This is a genomic window from Rhodococcus wratislaviensis, from assembly GCF_041228765.1.
In the GTDB taxonomy this organism is placed as follows: domain Bacteria; phylum Actinomycetota; class Actinomycetes; order Mycobacteriales; family Mycobacteriaceae; genus Rhodococcus_F; species Rhodococcus_F wratislaviensis.
The window spans coordinates 3,347,895-3,367,397 of sequence record NZ_CP150488.1 but is presented as its reverse complement, the minus strand read 5'-3'; the positions used below and the strand labels follow the sequence as shown (position 1 = coordinate 3,367,397).

At 67.6% G+C, this 19,503-nt stretch carries 20 protein-coding genes; 7 read left to right on the top strand and 13 right to left on the bottom strand.

Annotated features, from left to right (window positions below; all coding sequences use genetic code 11):
- Positions 1–69: 69 nt before the first annotated feature.
- Complete coding sequence (locus WKC72_RS15405) at positions 70–1,053, top strand: zinc-binding alcohol dehydrogenase family protein (protein WP_370183210.1); 984 nt, start codon at positions 70–72, stop codon at positions 1,051–1,053.
- Positions 1,054–1,106: 53 nt separating this feature from the next.
- Here WKC72_RS15405 and WKC72_RS15400 read toward each other — a convergent pair whose 3' ends face one another.
- Positions 1,107–2,483 carry an MFS transporter gene (locus tag WKC72_RS15400; RefSeq protein WP_128641814.1) on the bottom strand — a complete coding sequence of 459 codons (1,377 nt, stop codon included), beginning with the start codon at positions 2,481–2,483 and terminating at the stop codon, positions 1,107–1,109.
- 192 nt (positions 2,484–2,675) lie between these two features.
- On the opposite strand from WKC72_RS15400, the gene WKC72_RS15395 reads away from it, so the two are divergent.
- On the top strand, positions 2,676–3,302 hold the full coding sequence (locus tag WKC72_RS15395; protein WP_370183208.1) for a TetR/AcrR family transcriptional regulator: 627 nt from the start codon (positions 2,676–2,678) through the stop codon (positions 3,300–3,302).
- Between the two features lie 7 nt (positions 3,303–3,309).
- Here the strand turns inward: WKC72_RS15395 and WKC72_RS15390 are convergent, their stop codons facing one another.
- The 8 genes from WKC72_RS15390 to WKC72_RS15355 form a co-directional block, all read right to left on the bottom strand.
- On the bottom strand, positions 3,310–3,948 hold the full coding sequence (locus WKC72_RS15390) for a TetR/AcrR family transcriptional regulator (RefSeq protein ID WP_009474203.1): 639 nt from the start codon (positions 3,946–3,948) through the stop codon (positions 3,310–3,312).
- 1 nt (position 3,949) lies between these two features.
- The gene (locus WKC72_RS15385) at positions 3,950–4,942 is read right to left on the bottom strand and encodes a phosphotriesterase (protein WP_037238801.1); all 993 of its coding nucleotides are present in this window, start codon (positions 4,940–4,942) and stop codon (positions 3,950–3,952) included.
- Positions 4,943–5,022: 80 nt separating this feature from the next.
- Complete coding sequence (locus WKC72_RS15380; protein WP_128641812.1) at positions 5,023–5,673, bottom strand: SUMF1/EgtB/PvdO family nonheme iron enzyme; 651 nt, start codon at positions 5,671–5,673, stop codon at positions 5,023–5,025.
- A 7-nt stretch (positions 5,674–5,680) separates the two neighbouring features.
- On the bottom strand, positions 5,681–6,082 hold the full coding sequence (locus tag WKC72_RS15375; protein ID WP_037238795.1) for a limonene-1,2-epoxide hydrolase family protein: 402 nt from the start codon (positions 6,080–6,082) through the stop codon (positions 5,681–5,683).
- Entirely contained in the window at positions 6,079–7,209 is a 1,131-nt protein-coding gene (locus WKC72_RS15370) for a 3'(2'),5'-bisphosphate nucleotidase CysQ (protein WP_037238792.1), read from the bottom strand. The genes WKC72_RS15375 and WKC72_RS15370 overlap by 4 nt, the downstream gene beginning before the upstream one ends.
- Positions 7,199–9,049: an adenylyl-sulfate kinase gene (cysC, locus tag WKC72_RS15365; protein ID WP_370183205.1), complete on the bottom strand. Its 1,851-nt coding sequence runs from the start codon at positions 9,047–9,049 to the stop codon at positions 7,199–7,201. Before cysC ends, WKC72_RS15370 begins: the two co-directional genes overlap by 11 nt.
- A complete protein-coding gene (cysD, locus tag WKC72_RS15360; RefSeq protein ID WP_037238785.1) occupies positions 9,049–9,966 on the bottom strand; it encodes a sulfate adenylyltransferase subunit CysD in 918 nt (305 codons plus the stop codon). The genes cysC and cysD overlap by 1 nt, the downstream gene beginning before the upstream one ends.
- Before the next feature lie 121 nt (positions 9,967–10,087).
- Positions 10,088–11,011 carry a helix-turn-helix domain-containing protein gene (locus WKC72_RS15355; RefSeq protein ID WP_370183203.1) on the bottom strand — a complete coding sequence of 308 codons (924 nt, stop codon included), beginning with the start codon at positions 11,009–11,011 and terminating at the stop codon, positions 10,088–10,090.
- Between the two features lie 93 nt (positions 11,012–11,104).
- Here WKC72_RS15355 and WKC72_RS15350 point away from each other — a divergent pair, with 93 nt between their 5' ends.
- The 3 genes from WKC72_RS15350 to WKC72_RS15340 are packed head-to-tail and all read left to right on the top strand — an operon-like array spanning position 11,105 to position 14,242.
- Positions 11,105–12,271: a hypothetical protein gene (locus WKC72_RS15350; RefSeq protein WP_370183202.1), complete on the top strand. Its 1,167-nt coding sequence runs from the start codon at positions 11,105–11,107 to the stop codon at positions 12,269–12,271.
- Between the two features lie 5 nt (positions 12,272–12,276).
- Complete coding sequence (locus WKC72_RS15345; protein WP_037238896.1) at positions 12,277–13,065, top strand: SDR family oxidoreductase; 789 nt, start codon at positions 12,277–12,279, stop codon at positions 13,063–13,065.
- A gap of 19 nt (positions 13,066–13,084) precedes the next feature.
- Entirely contained in the window at positions 13,085–14,242 is a 1,158-nt protein-coding gene (locus WKC72_RS15340; protein WP_112298667.1) for a sulfotransferase, read from the top strand.
- On the opposite strand, the gene WKC72_RS15335 is transcribed toward WKC72_RS15340, so the two are convergent.
- Positions 14,226–14,912, bottom strand: a complete 687-nt coding sequence (locus WKC72_RS15335; protein WP_370183200.1) for a low molecular weight phosphatase family protein — start codon at positions 14,910–14,912, stop codon at positions 14,226–14,228. The genes WKC72_RS15340 and WKC72_RS15335 overlap by 17 nt on opposite strands.
- A 280-nt stretch (positions 14,913–15,192) precedes the next feature.
- Between WKC72_RS15335 and WKC72_RS15330 the strand changes: the two genes are divergently transcribed.
- Both WKC72_RS15330 and WKC72_RS15325 read left to right on the top strand, forming a co-directional pair.
- Entirely contained in the window at positions 15,193–15,801 is a 609-nt protein-coding gene (locus WKC72_RS15330) for a ClpP family protease (RefSeq protein WP_005568279.1), read from the top strand.
- Between the two features lie 4 nt (positions 15,802–15,805).
- Positions 15,806–16,390 carry an ATP-dependent Clp protease proteolytic subunit gene (locus tag WKC72_RS15325; protein ID WP_005252895.1) on the top strand — a complete coding sequence of 195 codons (585 nt, stop codon included), beginning with the start codon at positions 15,806–15,808 and terminating at the stop codon, positions 16,388–16,390.
- A 10-nt stretch (positions 16,391–16,400) separates the two neighbouring features.
- Here WKC72_RS15325 and WKC72_RS15320 read toward each other — a convergent pair whose 3' ends face one another.
- From WKC72_RS15320 to WKC72_RS15310, 3 genes are all read right to left on the bottom strand, one after another.
- Positions 16,401–16,748, bottom strand: coding sequence for a helix-turn-helix domain-containing protein (locus tag WKC72_RS15320; protein ID WP_037238771.1), 348 nt, complete (start codon positions 16,746–16,748; stop codon positions 16,401–16,403).
- 105 nt (positions 16,749–16,853) lie between these two features.
- Entirely contained in the window at positions 16,854–17,702 is an 849-nt protein-coding gene (locus WKC72_RS15315) for an alpha/beta fold hydrolase (RefSeq protein ID WP_370183199.1), read from the bottom strand.
- Complete coding sequence (locus WKC72_RS15310; protein ID WP_370183198.1) at positions 17,699–19,486, bottom strand: amidohydrolase family protein; 1,788 nt, start codon at positions 19,484–19,486, stop codon at positions 17,699–17,701. Before WKC72_RS15310 ends, WKC72_RS15315 begins: the two co-directional genes overlap by 4 nt.
- Between the last annotated feature and the right edge of the window lie 17 nt (positions 19,487–19,503).

Here is a 19,503-nt window from a genome sequence, read left to right as displayed (position 1 = left end):
CTCGATGCGGCCGTCACCGTACTACGGTGGCGGCCGTACCCGTGCGACGACGAGATGACGAGGTAGGCCATGCGCGCGATCACCATTTCACGCTTCGGCGAGGTTGACGTCCTGGAGACGGCAGACCTCCCTGTCCCCGATCCGGGGCCCGGCCAGGTGAGTATCGACGTCTCGCACGCCGCGGTCGGGTTGGCGGACGTCCTCATGCGTCGTGGTGAGTTCGGCGGGGCACCACCGATCGTGCCGGGCCTCGAGGTGGCGGGAACGGTGCGGGAAGTCGGTGCCGGAGTGCATCATCTGCGGGTCGGCCAGCCCGTGGTGACGCTCTCTCGCCCCACCGCGGGCGGCTATGCGGAGGTGTCGGTGGCCGATGCGGCCATCACGATCCCGCTCGATGCCGTCGACCCTCGCCTCGATGCCGCCGAGGCGGTGGCGGTGGTCCCGAACACCACCACGGCGCTGCTGTCACTGGAACTCGTGGGCAACGTCGGTCCGGGAAGCCAGGTGCTGATCCACGGCGCCGCAGGGGCCCTCTCGGGCATCACCGCACAGGTGGCCCGTCATCTCGGCGCCGCGCAGGTGCTGGGCACGGTTCGGTCCTCCCGGCGTGCGGCGGAGGCCGAGCGGTACGGATACGACCTCGTGGTGTCGAGCAACGGATTTCGCAGCGCGCTGTCGGACGCGGGCATCGATTCGGTGGACATCGTGGTGGACCCGGTCGGCGGCCGGTTGCGTGCCGAGAGCCTCGAGGTGCTCGCGCCGCTGGGCCGGCTTCTCGCCGTGGGCAATGCGAGTGGAGAGGACGACGTGCGGATCGGTGCCAACGAGTTGTGGCTCGCCAACCGCGCCGTCCTGGGTTTCAACGTCGGCGGACTGCTGATGCAGGATCCGACCGCCGCGGAGGCCGCCGCGCGCCGCGCGATCGAATGGGCGGCCGCAGGCACGGTGAGCATGCCGCACACCACGCTGCCGCTGGCGCAGGCCGCCGAGGCGCACCGCCTGCTCGAATCCGGGGACTGCGAGGGCCGGATCGTGCTGACGGTGCCGAACTGACAGCTGTGGGGTGGCTGGATCCCAGCCACCCCACGCCGCCCGGTGGAGTTTGGCTAGTAGAACTGGGCGCCGGGTACGGCGGTGGGATCGCTCCGGACTTCGGCGGTGTTGGTCTCGCGGAGTTTCCACGCGCAGAGGAACGTGACCAGTCCCATCAGTGCGACGAAGACGGCGACGAACGTGGTGGTTCCGGTCTTGGCGATCAGCGCCGTCATGATGAACGGCGTGCCGCCGCTGACCGTGATCGCCGCCAGCTGGTATGCGAGCGACGCGGCCGAGTACCGGACGTTGGGAGCGAACAGTTCACCCATGTACGCGGCGATCGGGCCATAGGTCATCGACTGGAAGACGCTGCCGACCGTCACGGCGATGAAGAACAGCAGCAGGTTCCGGGTGTTGATCAGCCAGAAGTACGGGAACGCCCACACGATGATCATCGCCGCGCCGATCAGGATCATCGGCCTGCGCCCGATCTTGTCGGACATGTGCCCGGACCACAGCACGACACCGACCGTGAGCGCGGCGCTGAGCAGCGAGATCGCGAGCAGGTCGTTCCGCTTCATACCCAGTTCCGCGGTGCCGTAGCTGAGCACGCCGGCAATGGAGATGTAGAACAGGGAGTTGGTGGCCGCCAGCAGGCCGCAGCCGAGCAGGATCTTGCGCCAGTGTTCCTGGATCGCCTGAGTCAGCGGTGCGCGGACGACGGTCTTGTTCTTCTTCTGCGCCTCCTCCTGCAGGTCCCGGAATTCGGGGGTGTCCTCGACCTTGGTCTGGATGTACAGCACGACCGGGAACAGGAGTGCGCTCGCGAAGAACGGGATCCGCCAGCCCCAGTCGAGGAACGCCTCGTTCGAGATCGCCGCGGTGGCGCCGAGGAACACGAGGTTGCCGAGCAGGACGCCGAAGGAGACGCCCATCTGGCCGAAGGTCCCGGAGAATCCCCTGCGCTTCGGGCTCGCCGATTCGGTCAGCAGGAGGACGATCCCACCCCATTGACCACCGCACGCGAGGCCCTGGACGAACCGCAGGGTCACCAGCAGGATCGGGGCCGCGACGCCGATGGTCGCGGCGCCCGGAAGGCAGCCGATGAGGAACGTCGCCAGTCCCATGAACAGCAGACAGGTGACGACGGCCGGCTTGCGGCCGTACTTGTCACCGAAGTGACCGGCGACGAGGCCGCCGAGTGGACGTGCGACGAAGCCCGCCCAGAAGGTGCTGAACGAAAGCAGGGTGCCCATCAACGCCGACGAGTCGGGGAAGAAGACGTGCGGAAAGACCAGTGCCGCAGCGGTTCCGTACAGGAAGAAGTCGTACCACTCGATCGAGCTGCCGACGAGCCCCGCCGCAAGCAGTTTCCGATGCGCACGCGTGCGCGAGACGGCTGTGTCGCCGGCTGCGTCCTTACTCGGCTGCACCGCGGATGTAGTCATCCGATCACTCCTCGAGATAGGTCTTCGTATGGGTGTGGGAATGAGATTTTTCAGAACATGACGCCAACTTCAAGTCAGTGAGCGCTTGCTTAGTGTGTTTGAATAGCTGTGTGATGTCAATCACTCGAGGGGATTGATCTTGCCGAATCCCGCCGGTGCGGACGAAGCTCGAAACGGCGGAGAGGACGACCGATGACTGAACTGCGAGACGACGTGTCCGCGGCCGAGGAGCCGAGCCCGGGTCCGCCGACATCCGAGGAACGCCTACTCCGCGCGGCGACGACACTGTTCTCCGACAAGGGTTTCGAAGCCACCCGCACCAGGGACATCTCCACCATGGCCGGGATGAGCCCCTCCGCGATGTACGTGCACTTCCCCTCCAAGGAGGATCTGCTGTTCCAGCTCGTCCGCCGGTCGAACGAGCGAGCGCTCGAGCTGGTGCTGAACGCCGTGGCGCCGTTCACCGAACCCATCGACCGCGTCCGGGCACTGGTCCGCGAATTCAGCATCATGCACGCCCGGAACTTCCGGCGCGCGCGCATCGCCCAGTACGAGAGCAGGCATCTCGCCCCCGACCACCGCGAGGTGGTCGCCGAGACCCGGCTCCAGATCCGGGTCGCGGCGATCCGAGAGGTGCAGAACGGGATCGATCAGGGGGTGTTCCTGATCCCCGACCCCCGCGTCGCGGTCCTGGCGATCATGTCGCTAGCGGTGGACATCTGCCGGTGGTACAGCCCCGACGGCGAATTCACACCGGAAGAGCTGGGCGACATCAACGCCGACCTCGTTCTGCGCATCCTCCACGCACCCGGCTACTGACAGCTCCTCACACGCGGTCGGGGACGCGCAGCGCGTTCGTCCACATCCGCGCGAGTCCGGCGGTCAACTGCTCGAAGGTGAGCGATCGCCGCTCGCTCGGCGGTCCGACGAAATAGCTGTAGGCCATCCTTCCGACCATGGCGGACAACGCCTTCGACGTCAGCATCGGATCGAGCGACGCGTCGGCGAGACCGCGGTCCTGCAGATCGGCGATCGCCCGCGCGTTGCGGCGGTAGAACGTCTCGTCCCGCGAGCGTTCGAGTTCACGGAAGGCGGGGTCGACGTGCGCGACCTGCTCGAGCAGGGCAAGTAGTCGCGCATTCCGGCGGCACGCGTGCAGGTAGGCCCGAATGCTCGCCTCCACGACCGCGTGCACGTCGCCTTCGTCCGCGACCCGTCCCATGCCGGGATGCAGCAGGTCGTTCTGCGTGACCTCGACGACCGCCGCGAACACCTCCTCCTTGTTCGTGAAGTAGGTGTAGAACGATCCGGTCGAGAGTCCGGCCTCCTTGCTGATGTCGACGAGACGGGCGTCGAGGTACCCCTCGCGCTCGAACACCACCCGGGCCGCGGCGACGAGACGATCGCGGGTGCGGACGCCCCGGGCCGTGACCGGCGGCGTGGGTGCGATTCGCGGGCGCGACATGTCAGTAGGTGTCGACGTTCTCGAAGTATCGCCGAGGCACTTCGACGAGCATCTCGGTGATCATCTTCTCGGTGACACCCCGCTCGCGGACGTACGGCAGCACGTCGTTCTCGATGTGCAGGTAGTGCCACTGCGGGAGTGCGGCCATCAGGTTGGGGTCGATCCAGTCGATGTAGCAGGAGGCGTCCTGCGACAGGACCATCTGCCCCGCGAATCCCCGGCGGCACATCTCGACGAGCGTGTCGGCGCGGGCCTCGAACGTCGTCTCGAGATTGATCCCGAACCGGTCCATCCCGAGGACGAAGCCCGCCTCGGCAAGGCTGGTCAGATGCTCGACATCGGTGCTGTCTCCGCTGTGCCCGAGCACGATCCGGTCCGGCCGCACCCCCTCCTCGTCGCACATCACGCGTCTGACGTGCAATCCGGCCTCGCTGCCGGGGTGGGTGTGCACGGTGATGGGCACGCCGGTGCGGCGATGCGCCTTCGCGACGGCCCGCATCACCCGCTCGACACCGGGCGTGAGCCCCTGGTGGTCGATCGCGCACTTGAGCAGTCCCGCACGGACCCCGGTGTCGGCGATCCCCACTTCGATGTCCTTCACGAACATGTCCACCATCGGGTCGGGGACCTCGGCCCCCACGATCGCATCCAGCGCCGGACCGCGGTAGTGGAAGAAGAACGGCACGTCGTCGTAGGTGTACAGCCCGGTTGCCGCAACGATATTCAGCTCGGGAAGCTGTTCCGCGACCCGCTGGATGCGCGGAATGTACCGGCCGAGGCCGACGACGGTGGGGTCGACGATGGTCCGGACGCCCTGCCCCGCGAGCGCGCGCAGCTTGGTGACGGCGTCGGCGACCCGCTCGTCCTCGCTCCCCCACTCGTCCGGGTAGTTCTGCTGCACGTCGGGCGTCAGCACGAACACGTGCTCGTGCATGTACGTGCGTCCGAGTTCGGCGCTGTCGATCGGTCCGCGGACCGTGTTGATCTGGCTCATGCAGACTCGCCCTCTCCGGGTGTGACCGTCGTCATACTCCCGAGCTCAGCGTAGAGCTAACTTGAACCTGACGTCAATATTTAGTTGGGTGCGAATACCCCGCGGGCGAGGCGAAATCCCACGTCGTCGATGCGATAGGTCGGGTGACTGCGACGCCGCACGGACGCACGACAACTCCAGTGCTCGTCGAACCATCCACCGCCGCGCAGTACCCGGTACGTGCCGTACACCTCGGGGTCGTACAGATCCCAGCACCACTCCCACACATTGCCCAGGGTGTCGTGCAGACCCCATGCGTTCGGCTGCTTGCCGCCCACGTCTCGCGACCGGCCGTCGGAGTTGCCGCGATACCACGCGATCGCGTCGAGCGGGCCGTACCGCGGACCCGTGGTGCCCGCCCGGCAGGCGCGCTCCCATTCGGCCTCGGCCGGAAGCCGGTACCCGTCAGCTGCGGTGTCCCACATGACGTCGTCGCCGGCCACGCGATAGGCGGCGGTAAGCCCGGCGCGCTCGGACAGGGTGTTGCAGAACAAGATCGCGTCCCGCCACGACACTCCGTCGACAGGCAGGCGCGCCCCCCGAATCGTGCCCGGCCACTCGCCGGTGATCTCGGCGTACTCTCCCTGCGTCACCGGGTGGACGGCGACCTCGAAGGCACCCAGATCGACGCTCCAGCTGCGGGTGGTTCGCCGGTCCGACAGCGTCACCTGCCCGGCGGGGACGGCGATCATGGAAGCGCTATCCACCGCCGGCAGCAGCCTGGATCGGCGCCATGTCGAAGTAGTCGCGCCAGGTGGTGATCTTGCCGTCCGTGATCTCGAAGACCCCGACGACGGGCAGTTCGACGACGTTGCCGTTCAGCGTGAACACGTCGATCCGCTCGTTCATCACCACACCGCTCGACTCCTCGGCGTTGGGGCTCTGCCCGCCGTCGGTGACCTGCCGGTGAACCCGGAAGTCGATGCCGCCGAAAGCCGCCGTGAACCCTGCGACGAATTCGCGAATCGCGTCCCGCCCGATGACAGGTTCCATCGGAATGTTGTGGTAGACGGCGTCTTCCGCGAAGTACTCCGCGATCTTCGCCGGATCGGGTTCGATCCACTCGGCGCAGAATTGGGTGACCAGTTGATCCGGGGTCATCGGTTCTCCCTTTCGATCGCGGACGGTTCGATGATGGCCATGACGGACTGGATCGCCCCGGCCGGGATGTCGAAGTGTTCCGTGATCCGGACGGACGTCACCTCGGTGGGCGTGGCCCCGAGATCGAGCACGAACCTGGCCACCACATTGTCGCCCCACTCGTGGAAGGAGAGTTCGCGCACGGCCTGGATGGCCTGATACTGCAGGCCGTTCTCGAGTTCGTCCCGGATGAAGGCCCCCGATTCGCCCGTATGCTGCCCGTTCTCCACCCGCCATGCGTTGTCCGCGAGACGCACCTTGGTGGCGTCGTGGCTGACCAGCGCATCGATGTAGGCCCTGGCCATCGCGACCCGGCCACTGTCGGCCGTGTCGGTGGCGTGTGTCGCGATCGCGGCGAGCAGGGGCCGGGCCAGCTCCGGCCGGCAGATCAGGAGGTCGGGCAGGTACGGGTGAGACTCGTTGTAGTCCAACGGGGTTCCGTCGATCCGCGAGCAGTGCAGGCCCGCTGCCGCGGCGACGCCGACGGGTGCGGCCGAGTCCCATTCCCACTGCCCGCCCGCATGGATGTAGGCGTCCACGTCTCCACGGAGCACGGCCATCGCCTTCGCTCCGGCCGAACCCATGGTGGTGACCTCGGCGCCGATCTCCGTCGCGACGGCGTCGACGAACACGGGGGGCCTGCTGGCGGACACGACGATCCGTGGTCGTGCCGGGAGTTGCTCGGCATGCACGGCGTGACTGTCGTCGTCACTGGCATACACGGCGCCCAGCGCCGGTTGCGCGACTGCTGCCGCCGTGATGCCGCGACCGCGTTCCCACAGCGCGACGTGCACGGCCCAGTCCGAGTGCCCGGGCAGTCCGTACTCCTTGGAACCGTCGAGCGGGTCGATGATCCACACCCGCGAACGCTCCAGCCGCGACCGGTCGTCGGCCGACTCCTCGGAGAGGATCGCGTCGTCGGGTCGCTCCGCCGAGAGCTTGCCGAGAATGAAGGCGTCGGCGGCGACGTCGCCGCGCCTGCCCAGTTCACGACCGTCCGCCGATCCGAGTCCCGCGGTGCGGATGTCCAGCAGCAGGGCACCGGCACCGGAGGCGATGTCGGCCGCGAGTCGTGCGTCAGTGATCACGTCTCAACAATTCCATAATTCTCTCGGCTTGTTCGGTCGGCGTGCCGTCCCCGGGCCGGAGGACGAGTTCGGCGTTCTCCGGGGCCTCGTACGGGTCGTCGACCCCGGTGAATCCGGTGATCTCCCCCGCGCGGGCTTTCGCGTACATGCCCTTGGGGTCCCGCGCCTCGCACTGCTCCACCGGCGTGTCGACGAACACCTCGACGAAGTCGAGCCCGGCAGCCCGATGCTGCTCCCGGACCAGGTCCCGGTCGGCGCGGTACGGGCTGATCAGCGACGCGATCGCGACCACCCCGGAGTCGGCGAGCAGTTGCGCCACGGCGCCGACGCGACGCACGTTCTCGGCGCGGTCCTCCGCACTGAAACCGAGGTCGGCGTTGAGACCGTGACGCAGGTTGTCGCCGTCGAGACGGTAGGCAGGCACCCCGGCCGCGACGAGGCGCCGCTCGAGTTCCACCGCCACCGTCGACTTCCCCGACGCCGACAGTCCGGTCAGCCACACCGTGCGACCCCGGGTCGCCCGCTCCTCCCGCGAGACGGCCGCGGCGTGCCACACCACCTTGGACCGGGACAAAGTCGGCCCGGTGATCATGCCCGCGGCGACGGTGTTCCGGGTCGACTCGTCGACGAGGATGAAACTGCCCGTCACGTGGTTGCGGCGGTACGGGTCGAACATCAGCGGCTGCGACGTCCTCAACTGGATACGGCCGATCTCGTTGAGCGAGAGCGACTGTGCGGACTCGTCGCGGTGCAGGGTGTTCACGTCGAGGCGGTAGTCGAGCCGCACGACGGACGCCCTGGTTGCGCGGGTGGTGTGCAGCAGCGTGTACCGCGCATCCGGCGTCAGCGACGACTGTTCGCTGAACCAGCAGACCATCGCGTCGAGTTCCTGCCCGACCAGCGGACGGTTGTTGGGGCGGCACAGCACGTCTCCGCGGCTCACGTCCAGCTGGTCCGCGAGCTGCACGCACACCGCCGACGGTGCGAACGCCTCGTCGAGGCGGGTTCCGCCGGGACCCCAGATGGCGCTGACGGTGGAGGTGAATCCGGATGGCAGTGCCACCACCTCGTCGCCCGGCTTGAACACCCCGCTGGCGACCGTGCCTGCGTACCCACGGAAATCGTCCAGCGCGGAATCGGTCCGGCGCTGCGGCCGGACTACATACTGCACCGGGAACCGCGCGTCGATGAGGTTGCGGTCGGAGGCCACGTGCACCTGCTCGAGATAGTGCAGCAGCGACCCTCCCTCGTACCAGGGCATGTTGACGGTGCGTTGCGCGATGTTGTCGCCGCGCAGTGCCGACACCGGGATGAACGTGAGGTCGTGGACCTCCAGCTTGATCGCGAACTGCCGGAATTCCTCCTTGATCTCCTCGAACCGGTCCTCGGACCACCCGACGAGATCCATCTTGTTGACGCACAGCACGAGGTGCGGGATTCCGAGGAGGCTGGCGATGAAGGCGTGGCGGCGCGTCTGCTCGAGGATCCCCTTGCGGGCGTCGACGAGGATCAGGGCCAGGTCGGCGGTAGACGCGCCGGTCACCATGTTCCGGGTGTACTGCTCGTGTCCGGGGGTGTCCGCGATGATGAACTTGCGGTGCGGTGTGGCGAAGTAGCGGTGCGCGACGTCGATGGTGATGCCCTGCTCGCGTTCGGCGCGCAGACCGTCGGTGAGCAGTGCCAGGTCGGCGTGCTCGTCGCCCCGTTCGCGGCTGGTGCGTTCGACCGCCTCGAGCTGATCCTCGAAGATCGCCTTCGAGTCGTACAGCAGCCGGCCGATGAGGGTGGACTTGCCGTCGTCGACGCTGCCTGCGGTCGCGACCCGGAGTAGCTGCGGCATCAGAAGTACCCTTCCTTCTTGCGGTCTTCCATGCCGGCCTCGGAGATCCGGTCGTCTGCCCGGGTGGCCCCGCGCTCGGTCAGCCTGCTCGCGGCGACCTCGGTGACCACCGCCTCGGCGGTGGTTGCCGACGACTCGACGCAGCCCGTGCACGTGGCGTCGCCGACGGTCCGGAATCGGACGAGGGCCTCGTATGGCTCGTCACCGGGAAGCAGGGTGAGGAACCGGGTGTGCGCCAACAGCATTCCGTCGCGGGGCACGACCTCCCTGCGGTGCGCGTAATACAGGGGCGGTAGTTCGATCTTCTCCCCGCTGATGTACTGCCAGATGTCGAGTTCGGTCCAGTTGGACAGCGGGAACACCCGGATGTGCTCCCCCTTGCGGTGCCTGCCGTTGTAGAGGCTCCACAGCTCCGGGCGTTGCGCCCGCGGATCCCACTGCCCGAACTCGTCGCGGAAGCTGAACACCCGTTCCTTCGCGCGGGCCTTCTCCTCGTCGCGGCGGGCGCCGCCGAAGATGGCGTCGAAACCGTTGTCCCGGATCCCACGCAGCAGCGCGGTGGTCTGGAGCCGGTTGCGGCTGGCCCGCGGACCCGTCTCCTCGCTGACGCGGCCTGCGTCGATGTCGTCCTGCACGCTGGACACCACCATGCGCAGGTCGAGGCGTTCGACGGTCCGGTCGCGGAACTCGATGACCTCGTCGAAGTTGTGACCGGTGTCGACGTGCATGACGGCGAACGGGAGAGGCGCGGGCCAGAACGCCTTGGCGGCCACGTGGAGCATCACCACCGAGTCCTTGCCGCCGGAGAACAGCAGAACCGGACGCTCGAACGTGGCGGCCACTTCTCGGAAGATGTGCACGGCTTCGGCTTCGAGCGCGCCGAGGTGGGACAACTCGTACACGGGCGGTGCGGTCATGGGCGACTCCTCGTCGCGAGTGCCTTACCGGCCACTGGTCCATATTTGGACCAGCCCGGTCGAAAAGAGAATGCACCTCCGAGAATAGAACGTGTTTCAGATTGCGGTCAATGCCCGTCCGTCACCCCGGCCTGCGGCCGCCCACCTCCGTCGTGATCGCGTCCGCGGCCGCGGCGAGAGCCTTGCCCCGCCGGGCGATGTCGGACGGCGCGAGTTCGGCGCCCACATAGAGCGTCAGGACCATGGCCTGATGCCCCTCGGCGTCGTACGTCGGCGCGGCGATGAGACTGACGGGGTGCGGCGCGGCGGGGTCCGCGTGTTCGGCGTCCAGGTACACCCGCTCCCCCAGGCTGGACACCATCTCACCGAGCACGTCGCGCAACTCCGGCGGCAGGTCGTGTGCGGCGACCCCGGCCATGAGCGTGTGCAGGCGCTGACCGACCGGAGTGAGCGTCTCCACGAGATACCCGGTGCGGGAGCACTCGTCCACCACGGTGCGCAACCGGTCGCGGTCGAGGCGCACCGGCAGGGTCGGCTCCCGCCGCAACCACGACTGCAGCGCGTCGTCGCCGTCCCACAGCACGTACATCAGGCCGACGGGCGGCGCGAACGGGTACATCTCCCCCACCTTGGCGGCCGCTCGCACACCCGGTGGACTGGTCAGCTCCAGGACGGCGATGCGGTCGCCGACCACCGCCGACGCCGTGCACGTGGTCCGGAACTCCTCGCTGAGCACGGCGAGATGCCTGCGCGCCACCGGCCCGGCCGCGAAACCTTGCTGTGCCGCGCGACCGGCCGCGATGAGTGCGGGCCCGAGGCCGTAGGTCTTCGTGGCGGGGTCCCGGACGAGGTAGCCGCCGCGGGCCAGTTCGGTGAGGATTCCCAGACAGGTGGGCTTGCTGATGTCGAGTTGCCGGGCCAGCTCCGACAGCCCGAAGCGGTGCTCCTTGCGCGCCACCAGGAAGTCGAGCACCTGCACCACACGTTCGGTGGGCGGCGACCGCCGGCCCTGCGCCCTGTCCGGCGCCTCGTCCTCGTGTCCCATTGACCACTCCTTAGAACACGTTCTATTGTCGGTTCATCAACGTTCTACCACGCAGGTACATATTTGTACCACCCCCATCGTGAGGAGCACGGTGTGCTGACCGACCCATTCGCCGACGCCATGGCCGAGGCCGAGAAACTGATCGAGAGCGCCCCCCACATCCGCACCGAACAGGATCTGCTGGAGGGCTACCAATACCTCGCCGGCGGCATTCTCGCCACGACGCACGCGGCCTGGGCCACCGAACGGTCGCACCCGACGTTCATCTCGGGCACCGGCCCGTACATGAAGATGGGCCTAGACAACCCCGACACCCTGTACTTCGGCGCGCGGATCGACGACGACGTCGAATACGTGGTCACCGGGCGGCGCGGCACCACCGCGGACCTGAGCTTCCAGGTGCTGAGCGGAAACTACACGGCCGCACACGTTCCCGGCAGCGTCACCGCGTTCGACGACCGGGAGATCGACATCGCCCCCGACGGCTCGTTCGAGGTGCGTTTCGGCCCCGACGACAGCGCCGGCAGGCGCAACTACTTCACCCTCGCACCGGGTTCGTCGCAACTGGTGGTCCGAGAGGTCTACAGCGACTGGAGCCAGCAGCGCGGCACCATCCGCATCGCCAGGGCGGATGCGACGGGTACGGCTCCGGGTCCGCTCACGCGGGAAGCCGTCGAGAAGCGTTACGCCCGTGCGGGCAGAGCCCTGGTCTCCCGGGTCAAGACCTGGCTGCAGTTCCCGGAGTGGTTCTACCTGAACCTGCCGGTGAACACGATGACCGAACCGCGGCTGACACCGGGCGGCCTCGCCACGCAGTACTCGTCCGTCGGGCACTACGAACTCGCCGACGACGAGGCCATCATCATCACCGTCCCGAAAGCCGATGTGCCCTACCAGGGTTTTCAGCTGGGCAGCATGTGGTACATCTCCCTCGACTACGTCAACCACCAGACCTCGCTGAATGTCGCGCAGTCCCAGGTGGATCCCGACGACCACATCAGGCTCGTCGTCAGCGAGCGCAATCCCGGCGTCGCCAACTGGATCGCCACCGTCGGGCACCTCCGCGGGTACCTGCAATTCCGCTGGCAGCGCGTCTCCCGCGAACTGACGCCGGACGACGGTCCCCGCATCGAGGTCGTGAAGTTCGACGAGATCCACCAGAGGCTGCCGCACTACGACTCCAACAAGATCTCGCCCGAGGACTTCGCCGAACGCATCGCCGCACGCCAGGCCGCGGTCGCAGACCGGATGCTGGGGTGACGGCCATGACTACTCCACAACTCCTGCAGGACAAGGTGGTCGTCATCTCCGGCGTCGGACCGGCCCTGGGCCGAACCCTCGCCGTCCGCTGCGCCGACGCCGGCGCGGACGTGGTGCTGGCCGCCCGCACCGCGTCGCGCCTCGACGAAGTGGCCAAGGAGATCATCGCCGTCGGACGCCGCGCGGTGACCGTCCCGACCGACATCACGGATCAGGCATCGGCCGAGAATCTGGTGTCCGCGGCCGTCGACGCGTACGGCACAGTCGACGTGCTGATCAACAACGCGTTCTCGGTTCCGTCGATGAAACCGCTGGCCCGCACGGAATTCGACCACATACGCAGCAGTTTCGAGCTGACCGTGCTCGGGGCACTGCGGCTGACCCAGTTGTTCACCCCCGCGCTCGCCGAGGCGAACGGGGCGGTGGTGAACATCAACTCGATGGTGCTCCGGCACTCCCAGGAGCGGTACGGCAGCTACAAGATGGCCAAATCCGCCCTGCTCGCGACGTCGCAGTCGCTCGCCACGGAACTGGGACCACAGGGAATCCGCGTCAATTCCGTTGCTCCCGGCTATATCTGGGGAGACACGCTGAAGCAGTACTTCACGCACCAGGCCGAGAAGTACGGGACGACCGTCGAGCAGATCTACGAACACACCGCCGCGAACACCGATCTGAAGAGGCTCCCCACGACCGAGGAAGTGGCCGACGCCGTGATCTTCCTGGCCTCACCGTTGGCGAGCGCCGTGACCGGCCAGTGCCTCGACGTCAACTGCGGCGAATTCCATCACTAGCGACGAGAACCGGAGCATCATGAGCGAGCGCACCACCGTCGGCACGGTCGAGGACCTTCACGCCTCGGCCACCCGCCTGACCGGCCTCACCGACTTCGGCGTGGACGACTACACCGAGGCCCTCGGCGTCCTGCTGGACTCGTATCACGTCGACGAGCAGCTGACCCCGCTCGGCAGCAAGGTGTCCCGGGTGTTCCTCCGCGGCGCCCTGGTGGCGCGGCTGCTGAGCGAGGCGGCCTGGAAGCAGAACCCCGAGCACGCGGACGTGCGGATCGAACGGCCGATCTTCGTCACCGGTCTTCCCCGCACGGGGACGACGGCGCTGCACCGGCTGCTCACCGCGGACCCGTCGCATCAGGGCCTCGAGATGTGGCTGACCGAGATGCCTCAGCCCCGGCCGCCGCGCGAGACGTGGGAATCGAATCCCGTGTTCCAGAAGATCGAGGAGGGTTTCAGCCGCCACCACATCGAACGCCCCGAATTCATGGGCGTGCACTACATGTCGGCGAGCGAAGTCGAGGAGTGCTGGCAACTGCTGCGGCAGACGTTCAAATCGATCTCCTACGAGTGCCTGGCGTCCCTCCCGACGTACTCCCACTGGCTCGAAGGCCAGGACTGGACCAACGCCTACCAGCGGCACAAGAAGAACCTGCAGCTGATCGGGCTTCCCGATCGGGACCGCCGCTGGGTGCTGAAGAACCCGAGCCACCTGTTCGCGCTCGACGAGTTGCTCGCCGTCTATCCGGACGCACTGATCGTCCAGACCCACCGGCCGCCGCGCACGATCGTCCCGTCGGTGTGCAGCCTGGCGGAGCAGGCGACGGAAGGGTGGTCGGAGAAGTTCCGGGGCAGCGTCATCGGGGAGAGCCAGCTCGAGCTGTGGGCCCGGGGTCTCGAGCAGTTCACCGCGGCCCGCGCCCGGCACGACCCCGCTCAGTTCATCGACGTCGACTACCAGGATTTCGTGGCCGATCCACTCGGCACCGTCGAAGGGGTCTACACGCACTTCGGGCTCGATCTCGGTTCCACCGCCCAGGCGGCGATGGAGGCGATGCACGCCGAAAGTCGCAGCGGAGACCGCCGCCCCTCGCACAAGTACACGCTCGAGGAATTCGGGCTGACGGCCGAGCAGGTGGACGAGAGATTCGCCAACTACCAGTTCAGCGCGACCAGCTGACGGGATAGTCGAGGATCGACGACGCCGCACGCGCCGCGATCAACGGCCTGGGCGATAGCGGCAGGTGGATGACCGGGGACGGCGGCGGTTCGGGATCGGGCCCGGCCTCGGGTAGGGGTTCGGCCTCGGGTTCGGGTTCCCGTTTCGTGCCGCTGCCGAGGTCGAGCGCGTCGAGCAGCGGCATCAGCTCGGCGGCGATCCGATCCCCCACCTGCGTGAACGCCGCCTCGCCGAGGCCGACGGGGTCGCTGATGTTCGCGTAATCGATCTCCCCGTACTCCCTCCGGGCGACGGCGAGTTCGGCGACGGTGCGGGCACCGGTGTCGGTGGCGATCCGGCGGGCCTCGCGAAGCGTGAACGTGCAGTGGCTCGTCCCGAGGAGCAGTTCCATCGAACGGTCCCGGATCTGCTCGGTCATCGCGAGGACCAGGTCGGCGCGTTTGATCATCTCGGGCCGCAGGCGACGCGCCCGGAAACCGTCAGCGCTCGCGCCGAGGCCTTCGATGACGCGGGCGGCGACGGGCTCGATCGGAAAGCCCACGAGGGCGCGGACACCGGCGCTCTCCGCCGTGAGGTGCGGCAGGTCGTGGGCGTGCGCGTACGCGTGTGTCAGCCGCTCTGCTATCGGTGAGCGGCAGACGTTCCCGCTACAGACGAACAGAACGTGCATGAGGGAACCCTAACCAGCGACTTCGCCCTCGCGCGCGGACAATTCCACTGTCCGAGCGGTCTGTTTCCGACGTTCATCTGCCCGTGGCGAGTCGTTCATCCCCTGGATTCCTCGTGGTCACCTCGAATCACGAACGCCCAGCTCACGCCCGTGAGAATCGCGCACCGCCACGTGTGCGATCTGCGTCACTTTCCAGGAGTCCGGGCCTTCCGGACCCGGGGCGTCTGCCCACAGCAGACAATTGCCGGTACGGTGCCGGCGCGGCGGTAGTAATGGAGGCATGACCACAGCCGCACTACCCGACCTGAACTACCGCGACCTGTTGGCGGACAGACTGTTTCGCCAGCGCACGATTCTCCTCACCGGCGAGGTGGACGACGCCATGGCCGAGCGGGCCTGCTCCGAACTGGTTCTGCTCGCGGCCGCCGACCCCAAACGCGACATCGTGCTGTACATCAATTCACCGGGCGGTTCCGTCTTCGCCGGTCTGGCCATCTACGACACGATGAAGCTCGTTCCCAACGACGTGGTGACCGTCGCCATGGGTTTCGCCGCGAGCATGGGCCAGGTATTGCTGTGCTCGGGCACCCACGGCAAGCGGATCAGCCTGGCGCACAGCCGCATCATGATGCATCAGCCCTCGGCGGGCATCGGCGGCACCGCCGTCGACATCGCCATTCAGGCCGAGAGCCTCGAACGGATGAAACGACAGTCGCAGGAGATCCTCGCCGCCGAGACGGGGCATCCGGTCGAGCAGATCGCCGAGGACAGCGATCGGGACCGGTGGTTCACCGCCGACGAGGCTCGCGACTACGGGATCGTCGACCGCGTCGTGTCCTCGTTCGCCGAGATCGCCCCGCACACCACCGCCCCGAGAATTGGATTGTGAAGCCATGTCCCAATACACCATTCCCCACGTCATCGAACGCACCCCGGCAGGCGAGCGGTCGTTCGACATCTTCAGCCGACTGCTGAACGAGCGGATCGTCTTCCTGGGCACCGAGATCGACGACGGTGTCGCCAATGTCGTGATGGCGCAGCTGCTCCACCTCCAGGCGGACAGTTCCGATCAGGAAATTGGGCTGTACATCAATTCCCCCGGCGGCTCCACGACCGCGATGCTCGCGATCTACGACACGATGCAGTTCCTCCGCCCGACCATCGCCACGTACTGCATGGGGCAGGCCGCGTCCGCCGCCGCCGTGCTCCTGGCGGCGGGAACCAAGGGACACCGCCACGTCCTGGCGCATTCCCGGACACTGCTGCACCAGCCGTCCACGCAGGGCAACGGCACGATCTCCGACCTCGCGCTCCAGGCCGCGGAGATCATGAGGGTCCGTTCGCAGACCGAGGCGATTCTGAGCAAACACACCGGCCAGACCGTCGAGCGCCTGCGGCGGGACACTGACCGGGATCGCATCTTCACAGCCGAGGAGGCCATCGACTACGGCCTGGCCGACACGCTCGTCGCGGCCTGACCGGAGGACGCTAGGCGGCGAGCAGGGTGGGCACCTGCCGGTTCGAGCTCCTGGCCGCCGAGTTCCGGTTCGCCGCGCCGAGCCGGCGCCCGGACCGGAACAGCAGGTGTTCCACCGGCAGACCGAGCGCGCCGCACACTGCGCGCAGCATTTCCGACGAAGGCTCCTTCTTCCCGCGTTCGATCTCGGAGAGGTACTGCTTCGACATGCCGACGGCGGCCGCGACGTCCTCGAGACTCCGATCCTGGTCCCGGCGCGCCTCGCGGAGCACTCGCCCGTACAGCTCACGCACCAGCGGCTCCTCCCGTGATTGCTCGGGAGCGGCCGTCACCAGCGTCAGTCTGCGCTGAGCTTCCATACCTCCGGAGTCTTCCAGACGACGCTCCCGGGCGCCTCGCCGTTCACCGACAGCGGACAGCCGATCAGTACCGCCCGGCGAGGGGCACGGACGGACCGATCGGCGTCACGACTGATCGAGCAGGTGGTTGCCGAGTAGTTCGTCGACGCGCACGGCCGCCTCGTCCGGGATCCAGTGGCTCACGCCGTGGAGCACCTCGTAGGTGTACGGGCCGTCGACGAATCGCGAGGTCAGCGCCGGCCCCACCGGACCGATCGCCGTGTCGCCGTCGCTCCACACGAGGAGCGTGGGCACCCGAACCTTCCGGGAGGCCGATCGGGGTGCGGTGAACGGCATGGCCCGATACCAGTTCAGGGCGCCCCGAGCCCGCGTCCGGTCGCGCATGGACTCCAGGTCGCGCTTCGCCTCGCCCGCGGACTGACCGCTGGCGCGCAGGGCGCGGTAGCCGAAACGGTCCGAGGCGATCACCCGCTCCGGAATCCACGGCAGCTGGAACGCGAACATGTACCAGGACTTCAGGATCTGGCGACTGGTGAACATTGCCCGCACGAATGCCGCAGGGTGCGGAACCGACAGTGCCGTGAGCGTGCGGACCCGGTCGGGCCGTTCCGCCGCGACACCCCAGGCCACCGCCGCGCCCCAGTCGTGCCCGACGACATGCGCCGGGCCGAGACCTGCCTGGTCGATGAGCGCGACGACGTCTGCGACCAGTTCCGACGTGCGGTACGCCCAGCGGGCGCGGGGCCGGGCCCCGGCCGAATAGCCGCGCTGGTCCGGCGCGAGGGTGCGGAAACCCCGCCGGTGCAGCAACGGCGCCAGTGCGTCCCACGACCGCGAGTCCTGCGGAAATCCGTGCAACAGCACTACCGGCGTGCCGTCGATCGGACCCTCGTCGCGGACGTCGAACACGAGCCCGTCACGGGTGAACGTGCCGATCCGCTCCGTGCCGCTCATCGGACGGCCGTCTCACGCTCGCTGCGGTCTGCGGCCGACGCACCGGCACGGAGGAACCGTCCCGTCTTGGTGACGCCGAACCCGCCGGTGAACTCTCCGTCGCGATACACGAGTCTGCCGTTGATCACCGTCGCGACCGCCGCGCCGTCGCTGCGGTTCACCATCCGGCGCAGACCGCCGTATTCGGGGACCTCGGCCTCGAACAATCCGTCCACGGTGGCGTCGAGGCCTGCCGGATCGATGACGACGAGATCGGCGCGGTCCCCTTCACGCAGGTGTCCGGCGTCGAGGCCGTACCAGTCGGCCAGCTCTCCCGTCAGCCGGTGGACGGCACGCTCGACGGACAGGAACGGCTTGCGGTCGGACTGCGCGTCGTTGACCTTCTTCAGCAACCGGATCGGATAGTTGTAGAACGCCATGTTGCGCAGGTGCGCACCCGCGTCGCCGAATCCCATCTGCACGCCGGAGCTGGCCGCGAGCTTCTTCGCGAACTTGGGACGATGGTTGGCGATGGTGGTCCGCCACCGCAGGTCGGTGCCGTACTTCACGACGAGATCGAGGTACGCGTCGACCGGGTGCACGCCACGCAGGTCGCCCACCGCGCCGAACGTCTTGCCGATCAGCGTCTCGTCGGGGCACCCGACGATCACCGCGTCGTAGAAGTTGCGGTGCCAGATGCGGGGGCTGAACTTGTTGTCGTAGTCCTGGCGGAACCGACGTCGGTAGGACTCGTCCTGCAGCAGGGCGTTTCGCTCCACCTGGTCCCTGAGATGCAGTGCCGCCGCGCCGGCACCGAACTCCTCGAACACCACGAGGTCGATTCCATCCGCGTAGACGGTGAACGGCACCGGGAGGTGCTGCCACTTGAAGTCGGTCTTGGCGAAGCGATTCAGCAGCGGCGCAGCGGCGAGCATGAAGTACACGATCGGCGGGTAGGCCTTCGAGTCCGCGGCCGACAGCAGCGACGTCTTGAGGGGTTTGCGTCGTCCCAGACCCGAACTCTCCGCGAAGAATCCCGCGATGTTGGGGTGCAGGTTGATCGTCGGCGCGCTCTGCAGGATCTTGCCGCGCTCGCGCAGGATGCGGTTGAGGAAGCGGAACTCCTTCCACCGCGCATACGTGGACGGCAATGAGCGCGAACGGTATTGGTCGCCGTCGATCTTGTCGAGCGCATTGGTCATCGAGGACAGTCCGAGGAAGCCGGCGTCCACGGCCTCGGTGAGCAGCGCGCCCATCCGCTCGAGTTCGCGAGCACTCGGCTTGGTCCGCTTGTCGGTGCCCCGGCCGAGGCCGAGCACGTGGGTGCGGATGTCGGAGTGTCCGATGAAACCGGCGATGTTGGGGCCGAGCGGAAGCGACTCGAGTGCCTCGACATACTCCGCCGGGCTCTGCCAGATCTTGTTCTCCTCCAGGATCCTGAGCACGGAGTCGTGTGGCACGGCCTCGACCCGGCTGAACAGGTCGGCGCACTCGCGCGGCGTCGAGTACACAGTGGACAGGGAGCAGTTTCCGAGGACGACGGTGGTCACGCCGTGACGCACCGACTCCGGCAGTCCTGGGCTGACGAGCACCTCGGCGTCGTAGTGGGTGTGCACGTCCACGAACCCGGGGACCACCCATTTGCCTGCCGCATCGATGATCTCGGTGTCGGGTCCGACGGGCAGCGGACGGATCGATGCGCGGACGACGACGCCGTCGCGGATGCCGAGATTGCGCCGCCGGGGCGCGGATCCGGTTCCGTCGAACCACAGCCCACCATTGACGACGACATCGAAATCCGACATTGTTGCGCTCCTCACAC

Excerpts from the sequence above, each read along its gene's own strand:
- WKC72_RS15405 (WP_370183210.1), top strand. The coding sequence starts at position 70 with ATGCGCGCGATCACCATTTCACGCTTCGGCGAGGTTGACGTCCTGGAG.
- WKC72_RS15400 (WP_128641814.1), bottom strand. The coding sequence starts at position 2,483 with ATGACTACATCCGCGGTGCAGCCGAGTAAGGACGCAGCCGGCGACACA.
- WKC72_RS15395 (WP_370183208.1), top strand. The coding sequence starts at position 2,676 with ATGACTGAACTGCGAGACGACGTGTCCGCGGCCGAGGAGCCGAGCCCG.
- WKC72_RS15390 (WP_009474203.1), bottom strand. The coding sequence starts at position 3,948 with ATGTCGCGCCCGCGAATCGCACCCACGCCGCCGGTCACGGCCCGGGGC.
- WKC72_RS15385 (WP_037238801.1), bottom strand. The coding sequence starts at position 4,942 with ATGAGCCAGATCAACACGGTCCGCGGACCGATCGACAGCGCCGAACTC.
- WKC72_RS15380 (WP_128641812.1), bottom strand. The coding sequence starts at position 5,673 with ATGATCGCCGTCCCCGCCGGGCAGGTGACGCTGTCGGACCGGCGAACC.
- WKC72_RS15375 (WP_037238795.1), bottom strand. The coding sequence starts at position 6,082 with ATGACCCCGGATCAACTGGTCACCCAATTCTGCGCCGAGTGGATCGAA.
- cysC (WP_370183205.1), bottom strand. The coding sequence starts at position 9,049 with ATGCCGCAGCTACTCCGGGTCGCGACCGCAGGCAGCGTCGACGACGGC.
- cysD (WP_037238785.1), bottom strand. The coding sequence starts at position 9,966 with ATGACCGCACCGCCCGTGTACGAGTTGTCCCACCTCGGCGCGCTCGAA.
- WKC72_RS15355 (WP_370183203.1), bottom strand. The coding sequence starts at position 11,011 with ATGGGACACGAGGACGAGGCGCCGGACAGGGCGCAGGGCCGGCGGTCG.
- WKC72_RS15345 (WP_037238896.1), top strand. The coding sequence starts at position 12,277 with ATGACTACTCCACAACTCCTGCAGGACAAGGTGGTCGTCATCTCCGGC.
- WKC72_RS15340 (WP_112298667.1), top strand. The coding sequence starts at position 13,085 with ATGAGCGAGCGCACCACCGTCGGCACGGTCGAGGACCTTCACGCCTCG.
- WKC72_RS15335 (WP_370183200.1), bottom strand. The coding sequence starts at position 14,912 with ATGCACGTTCTGTTCGTCTGTAGCGGGAACGTCTGCCGCTCACCGATA.
- WKC72_RS15330 (WP_005568279.1), top strand. The coding sequence starts at position 15,193 with ATGACCACAGCCGCACTACCCGACCTGAACTACCGCGACCTGTTGGCG.
- WKC72_RS15325 (WP_005252895.1), top strand. The coding sequence starts at position 15,806 with ATGTCCCAATACACCATTCCCCACGTCATCGAACGCACCCCGGCAGGC.
- WKC72_RS15320 (WP_037238771.1), bottom strand. The coding sequence starts at position 16,748 with ATGGAAGCTCAGCGCAGACTGACGCTGGTGACGGCCGCTCCCGAGCAA.
- WKC72_RS15315 (WP_370183199.1), bottom strand. The coding sequence starts at position 17,702 with ATGAGCGGCACGGAGCGGATCGGCACGTTCACCCGTGACGGGCTCGTG.
- WKC72_RS15310 (WP_370183198.1), bottom strand. The coding sequence starts at position 19,486 with ATGTCGGATTTCGATGTCGTCGTCAATGGTGGGCTGTGGTTCGACGGA.